Genomic DNA, 7,180 nt, shown 5'->3' with positions numbered 1-7,180 from the left:
TCTTACTTTGTTTGCTTGTCAGATCAAGTCTAAACTATTACAACTTACTTATTGCTAAAGCAGTTAGCAGAACTGTTCCATTACAATCAATTTGTGAAGAACCAATAGGACTTCCAGTTAAATGTGCAACAGATTGCTGTACAGTAGGTAAAGCAGGAGCGCTGCTGAATAAGCCACTGATGGTGGTAGTTATCCAACTAAATATACTATTAATAAAAGAAGAAGGTTTTACTGCATTGCTTGCAGTGCTGCTAACTTCTTCAAAATTTTCTCTGATAAGAGTGAAGGAAGAATTCACTGTTCTACTTGCCAAGTCTGTGGTATTACTAACTTCCAATTCTATCTTGATTGCTTTGGTAGGGAATAATGAAAGATTCGCTGCACTACTTACAGAATCTGTGGCGTCATTAGCGTCTAACCCTACCTTAACACCTGCTTTTATAGAAGTTAATTTTGCTTCACAATCATCTTCAGTAGCACTGCTCAATACAGATTCTATCTCTTGAATTTTACTATTGCTATTACATCTATCTTTTCTATAACCTCCAACAACATCTAATGCTGTTTTGCCGTACTGACTTTGAATACTAGCATCAGCACCTCTACAGAGTAGGAGTTTTACCATATCTAAATGACAATGGTTAAATGCTAAGTACAAAGGTGTAAAGCCTTTATAATTTGTAGCATTGATGTTAGCATCACGATCAAGTAAAAACTGTGCTATTTCTAGTTTGCCATTAATAGCAGCAATGTGTAAGGGAGTACTCAAATATCGACTGCTAATAGTAGTATTAACATCAGCACCACTGTCACACAAAAACTGCAATACCTTTAAGTTACCTATGTAAGTAGCAGAATGCATAGGCTTCATACTATATTTTTCATTATTCAAAATCTCATTTTTTATGTGTCTATGTTCTGCCTCTTCAATATATTCTTTAACTTTCTCAAAATCATCTCTGTTTATAGCAGAAAATAATTTTTTTCTCAGGCTCTCAATTATTTCTTGTCTTTCCATCAAATACCTCCTAAAAGACAACGTTCCCGGCTCTATATCACACAATTTAGTATGTGCAAGTGAAATTTACAGAGAAAAAATTTCAATAGTTAAAAATTAGGTCTTCAGCAATCTATCACTTTAACTTTCGTACAAGACATGCTGAGCTTCCTTATTCAAATTTTTTTTGCTCTTAATAAGAAGCAATATGCTTTAGAAAAGGAAATAAGGGATAAGTTTTGTAAATAAGCACTCGAATTCTAGTGCTTATTTTAACTGATTTAGAGGGACTTTTGATGCATACCTTTAGATATCGTTAAATTGCTTAATGAACTTTCAGGACATTGATAAAGTTTTTCACAACTACTAATTGCCGTCTCGAGTTTTTTTTCTATAATAGAAAGTCTTGTCAGAGGTGGATTGTCCAGTAGCCTTGAATACTTTTTCCCTGTGAACTTTTTGACCACTACATCAACTAGTAGAGCTGTTGCATTAAAATCAACTTGTGAAGAACCAATTGGGCTACCAGCCAAGTGATCAACAGATTGCTGTGCAGGAAGTAAAGTAGGAGCACTGCTGAATAAGCCATTGAGTGTGGCAGTGGTTACCCAACTAAATATACTATTAATAAAAGAAAAAGGTTTTACTGCACTGCTTGGTGCAGGATCTGGAGTATCACCAGCTTCCAATCCTATCTTAGTATTTGCCCTGGTGGAGGCTGAGAAAGGGTTCGCTGTACTACTTGCTGCATCTGGAGTATCACCAGCTTCTAATTCTAACTTAGTATTTATTCTAGCAGAAAGTAATAGTTCTGTACAATTATTTTTATGAAATCTTAACACAGCTAAGAATATTTTTTTTATGTCACAGCCATCACTGCAAAGACTTTCATAACCTGGAATAACCTCAAATGCTATTTTGCCATTTGTACTTCTAATATTAACATCAATATTATGATCAAGCAGAACTTTTGCTATATCTAATCGACAATGATAAAGTGCTAAGTGTAAAGCTGTAAAATTTTGCATTCCTTGAAAGCTAGTGTTGCCGTGAATACAATCAAATACAACTTTCTCCATATCATATGTTACAATAATGGATACGGAAGGAACAATGCACGCATCACTCACAGCATTAACACGAGCACCATTGTTAATCAAAAACTGCAATATCTTTGAGTTAGCTCTGTAAGTAGCAAAATGTATAGGTGCCATGCCATATTGCTTACCATTAATAATATCGTTTTGTACACCTTTAATCTTTGCCTTTCTAACACATCTTTTAACTTTCTCAAAATCAAGTTTGTTTATAGCAATAAACAATTTATTCCTTAACTCTTCTATTCTGTATTTTCGCATCAAATACCTCCTATAAGACAACGCCCTTGGCTTTGTATCACATGATTTAGTATTTACAAGTAAAATTTACAGAGAAAACAATAGTTAAAAATTAGGTCTTTAGCAATCTATCACGTGCTGCGTTTAACTTTTGTGCAAAATATTCCGAGCCTCCCTTGTCTGGATGGACCAGTTTCATTAAATTTTGGTATGCCTTATTGATTTCATTTTGGCTTGCCTCGGAATTCAGCCCCAGTATTTTTAATGCTTCATCTTTGGACATATTATCACCAGTGTAATTTTTGGTGTAACTTTTACTGCTGTTAAATTCGTTCAAAAACTTACTTAATATAGAGTTCATCATAAAACTTATGTTATTTCTCTTTGCCAAAAAGAGAAAAAATACAACAACGCTAGGTAAAACAAACGTGATTATTGTGAATATCAAAAAAAGGAAGAAGATGAATGACATGTATATTTTTTTATCATTTTATGATTAAATAGTAACAATTATAATTGTCATGGTAAATAACATGTTTATCCAGATTGAAGAAACACCAAACCCAAACACGCTGAAATTTCTTCCTGGTTTTGAAATTCTGAGCGAAGGAGAAACAGCTGATTTTTCAAATGCAGATGAAATAAAGAACTCCAAACTAGCAGTAAATCTTTTTCAAATAGAACATGTTGTAAGAGTATTTTTTGGTCATGATTTTATTTCGGTAACAAAATCAGATAGAATGAATTGGGATATAGTAAAGGTGGAAATTTTAACTACAATTATGGATCACTTTACTTCTGGTGGAAAAGCATTTGATAAAGAAGGAGTAAGTGATAATAAAATGCTAGAGGAAGAATTCTTTAATGAAAATGATATAGAAATTGTAAATAGAATAAAAGAATTGATGGAAAGTTATATTAAACCTGCAGTTGCTCAAGATGGTGGTGATATCAAGTTCCGTGGCTATAAAGACGGAATAGTTTACGTTGAACTGCAAGGAGCTTGCTCTGGGTGCCCAAGTGCTGCAATTACCTTAAAACAAGGAGTGCAGAATATGCTAAGCTATCACATACCAGAAGTTTCAGGTATAGAGACTATGCTATGACTAATCAAACAGTTAGAGGAACAAAAGATCTCCTGTTTGATGAATGGTACAAGTTTAAACACATAGAGCAAACAGCAAGCAGAATCTCAAGTTTATACGGCTTTTTACCTGTTCAAACTCCGATATTTGAATACACAGAAGTCTTTACAAAGACTTTAGGTGATAGCTCAGATATTATCACTAAAGAGATGTATACTTTTATTGATAAAGGGGGAAAGAGCATAACTCTGCGTCCTGAGTTCACTGCAGCTATTGTTAGGTTACTCATTGAAAAAAAACTGCAAACGCCGATAAAATTATTTTCAATAGGGCCTGCATTTCGCTATGAAAGACCGCAAAAGGGAAGACAAAGGCAATTTCATCAGATAAATTTTGAGTTTTTTGGCATAGAAGATCCAAAAGCTGATATTGAATTGATATCACTCGCTCAGCACTTACTAACTGAATTTGGCATCAATAAAAATGTAAAGCTGGAAATCAACTCTCTGGGTGATAGTGAAACAATAACTCAGTATAGAGAAGCTTTGATATCGTATTTAAAAAAGTTTCAAAATGACCTATCAGAAGATAGTCAAAATAGATTGATTAAAAACCCACTCAGAATATTAGACTCTAAGGATAAGACAGATAAAGAAATAATCTCTGACGCACCAAAAATCAGTGATTATTATACAAAAGAATCTTCATATTTCTTTGACCAGGTGTTAAATGGACTGCAAGCTCTTGGCATACCTTACACTGTAAATAGCAAATTAGTTCGAGGTCTAGACTATTATTGTCACACAGTATTTGAATTTGTCACAGAAGATTTAGGTGCACAAGGAGCAGTTTTTGCCGGTGGAAGATACGATAATCTAGTATCTTCAGTAGGTGGAAAACACACTCCAGCAATAGGATTTGCAGGGGGGATTGAGCGTATAATGGAATTAATCAACTATGCTGAAAAAAAAGAGAGGCCTATTTATATAATTCCAATCGGTGGAGAAGCTGAAGAACATGCTCTAACACTTGCAAGTGAATTACGCAGAAATGGTTTATATGTGATTTACGAATATAGTGGAACTCTAAAAACCCGAATGAAAAAAGCAAATCAAGCAAATGCAAAAGTTGTATTAATCTTTGGTGATGAAGAACTAAGCGGTAAAACTTTAAAAATTAAAAACATGGATACGGGTGAAGAAAAAGTAATCGCTCGTGATAAAATAGTAGAAAATATCTAATCAAGAGCAATAGGAGTGTTAGCTATAGAAGAAAATTCTTCTGCAAAAGAATTTTTCATAGCGTTCAATGTATTATAATCAGTAAAATCTAATTTTATTGGTGTAATAGTAATAAACCCTCCTTTTATTTTATCTACACTACCACTGCCTGAGTGTTCCCGAGACCAATTTAAGCTTAAAGAACCATTCGAATTTTCAGTAAAAGTTAAATCCCCATCAATGTTGTATTCACCTTGCTCAGCAAATTCTACTCCTTTCACTTTTTCTGTAGCAGGAAAATTTACACTCATCACTATATTTTTAGGCCAACCAACTTTCATTAGCTTGCTGATAACCTTTGGTGCAAAAACTTTTGTATTGTTCCAGTCTATTTTATCATGATAAACTTGGCTTAGTGCAATAGAGGGTATAGACCTTGCAGCACCCTCCATTGCAGCACCAATTGTTCCTGAATAACAAATATCATCTCCAACATTTGACCCAATATTTACTCCAGATAATATTAAATCTGGTTTTTTATTCATAATCTTATTTAACGCAATAATGACACAGTCTGCAGGAGTACCAGATACACTAAACTCTCTTTCACTATGTCGGTTTATTTTAATGGAGTGTTTTACTGGATAGTCAAGAGATCTTGCAGCTCCACTCCTATCAGTATCTGGCGCCACTATCCATATTTGTGATGCAAAATTCTGTGCAATCTCTTTAAGTAATCTTATTCCTTCACTCTCAAAACCATCATCATTTGTTATCAATATTATCATATATAATACTCACCTATCAAAGTATACTGATGAGGTTTCTTTTCATAACCATAGCAAAGAACCTGCTACGAATCAATAAGGAAAAATTAGAGGGTGACCAGGTTGCCATCGTTTAGTTTGCTGTGAGTTAATCGTAAATACCAATTTTTATTTTACGCCTAACTCACAATCAAAGTTTAGACAAGTCTTAGAGCTTTAAGCAGCAGAGAATCTTGCATGCCCTGCAAAAAATGCTTTCACTCTTTCAAGGCAAGTGGATGGTTCTGCAGGTATTGCTACCTCATCTATCTTACCAAATATTGCTGCATCTACGACTTCACCTGTTATTAATTCCCTTAGCTTTTGTTTTATCTGCCCTCTACGAATATGTTCTCCATAGTCATTATAAAACTTCACATATAATTCTTTAAATACAAATTCTTTTATAGAATTTCTCATATGAGAAATTCCATCCTTTACTTCATCATTTGCATTGCTCAAATCCACTTCAGAACCTGGCAAATATAAGTCATCAAAATTTTCTTTTAAAATTTTTATTTTAAAGTAGTGCTTATCTACAGATTTCTCAAGAAATCTTTTAGTAGCATTACCGGCCAACTCTCCTATTATCTGAGGCTCTAGTTGAGCTGCAAAATTATTTTCTGCTTCAAGTCCACTTAATGCATAAATGATACGATTAAGCATTCCAGGACCACATTGGCGATTACTTTCCTCAAAACGAACCAGCAATATGGATTTCAACAGCTCTACATCTGCATTTTGATTTGTTGCTGCAATTAAAACTAAATTTGTAGCCTGTGTTAATGTCAATCTGGTTTTAGAATCTACCCACCTTACCCATTCTCCTTCTCTATAATTATCTACCTTCAAATAAGGCGCTATCAGTTCTTTCTGCTGATTTGTCAAACCGCCTATATAGTTTTTAAACTCTTCATCCAGCTCATTTGACGGAGTCCCATATTCTTCCTTTAATTTTTTGGCACACTCAATAACACTTTGCTCAAAACTTCTAGTATGAACATTCTGATTACCAGTGCCTACATCACTTACATTAAACAAAAAGCTCATTTGCTTTACACTTAAACCCAGAGGCGAGAAGAGCTTTATTAATGGATACTTTATTAACTCAAGAAGTGCTACTGGGATCAATAATATAGTATTAATAAGCACTAAACATATTCTAAGACCCAACGCTCTACTATTTGATAATGTTCTGCTAAGCTCTGATATCTTCGATGAACAATACAAAAATGGTAATTGGATACAATATATTGAGTATATAGAAAAAAATAAAATCTTATCTTTCAACCCTATTGTCGGGTCATTATATACTTCAGAAAAAATGTTATCATCACTATTTTCATTTTTGAAAGATTGATAGCTACTTGTAATCTTTTCTGTAAAAATAGAACAGAGCTTATGCAGTCCGTAGCACAAAACACAAGTGGCAAGTAAAACTGCAAGTGTTCCAAAAACAGCTAACACCTCACTTGAAGTTTTGGCAAGAAGGAATGCATAAAGCGCATCAATAAAGATCTCAAGTAAGTAGTCAAATAAAAAAATTGCTCCAATAGCAGCACCAACTAATAGAACATACCCACAAACAACCAAAAATGTTTTTAACCTCGGATTCATAAACCACTTCTTAATAACCTATTAATATACTTCTCATTATATGCTTAAATTAAAAAAATGCAAATTTTTATACAAAAAAGATCAATTGAAATTTTCGAGCTTCAGCTATATTGTTAAT

The 7,180-nt window shown here is 33.7% G+C and carries 7 protein-coding genes; 2 read left to right on the top strand and 5 right to left on the bottom strand.

Annotation, left to right across the window (positions count from 1 at the left end):
- Positions 1-37: 37 nt before the first annotated feature.
- From JR053_RS02225 to JR053_RS02215, 3 genes are all read right to left on the bottom strand, one after another.
- Entirely contained in the window at positions 38-1,018 is a 981-nt protein-coding gene (locus tag JR053_RS02225) for an ankyrin repeat domain-containing protein (RefSeq protein WP_416603407.1), read from the bottom strand.
- Positions 1,019-1,278: 260 nt separating this feature from the next.
- On the bottom strand, positions 1,279-2,355 hold the full coding sequence (locus JR053_RS02220; protein WP_416603405.1) for an ankyrin repeat domain-containing protein: 1,077 nt from the start codon (positions 2,353-2,355) through the stop codon (positions 1,279-1,281).
- A gap of 91 nt (positions 2,356-2,446) precedes the next feature.
- Positions 2,447-2,698, bottom strand: coding sequence for a DnaJ domain-containing protein (locus tag JR053_RS02215; protein WP_236607909.1), 252 nt, complete (start codon positions 2,696-2,698; stop codon positions 2,447-2,449).
- 169 nt (positions 2,699-2,867) lie between these two features.
- Between JR053_RS02215 and JR053_RS02210 the strand changes: the two genes are divergently transcribed.
- Positions 2,868-3,440 (top strand): NifU family protein, encoded by a 573-nt coding sequence (locus tag JR053_RS02210; RefSeq protein WP_006015115.1) that lies wholly within the window; start codon positions 2,868-2,870, stop codon positions 3,438-3,440.
- Positions 3,437-4,660, top strand: a complete 1,224-nt coding sequence (gene hisS, locus JR053_RS02205) for a histidine--tRNA ligase (protein WP_010402925.1) — start codon at positions 3,437-3,439, stop codon at positions 4,658-4,660. The genes JR053_RS02210 and hisS overlap by 4 nt, the downstream gene beginning before the upstream one ends.
- Here the strand turns inward: hisS and surE are convergent.
- Positions 4,657-5,427 carry a 5'/3'-nucleotidase SurE gene (gene surE, locus JR053_RS02200; RefSeq protein ID WP_010402923.1) on the bottom strand — a complete coding sequence of 257 codons (771 nt, stop codon included), beginning with the start codon at positions 5,425-5,427 and terminating at the stop codon, positions 4,657-4,659. The genes hisS and surE overlap by 4 nt on opposite strands.
- A 195-nt stretch (positions 5,428-5,622) precedes the next feature.
- Entirely contained in the window at positions 5,623-7,062 is a 1,440-nt protein-coding gene (locus JR053_RS02195; RefSeq protein ID WP_416603401.1) for a hypothetical protein, read from the bottom strand.
- Between the last annotated feature and the right edge of the window lie 118 nt (positions 7,063-7,180).

This window comes from Wolbachia endosymbiont of Nasonia vitripennis (genome assembly GCF_048054115.1).
Taxonomy (GTDB): Bacteria; Pseudomonadota; Alphaproteobacteria; order Rickettsiales; family Anaplasmataceae; genus Wolbachia.
This window is presented reverse-complemented; position numbering and strand designations above follow the sequence as displayed.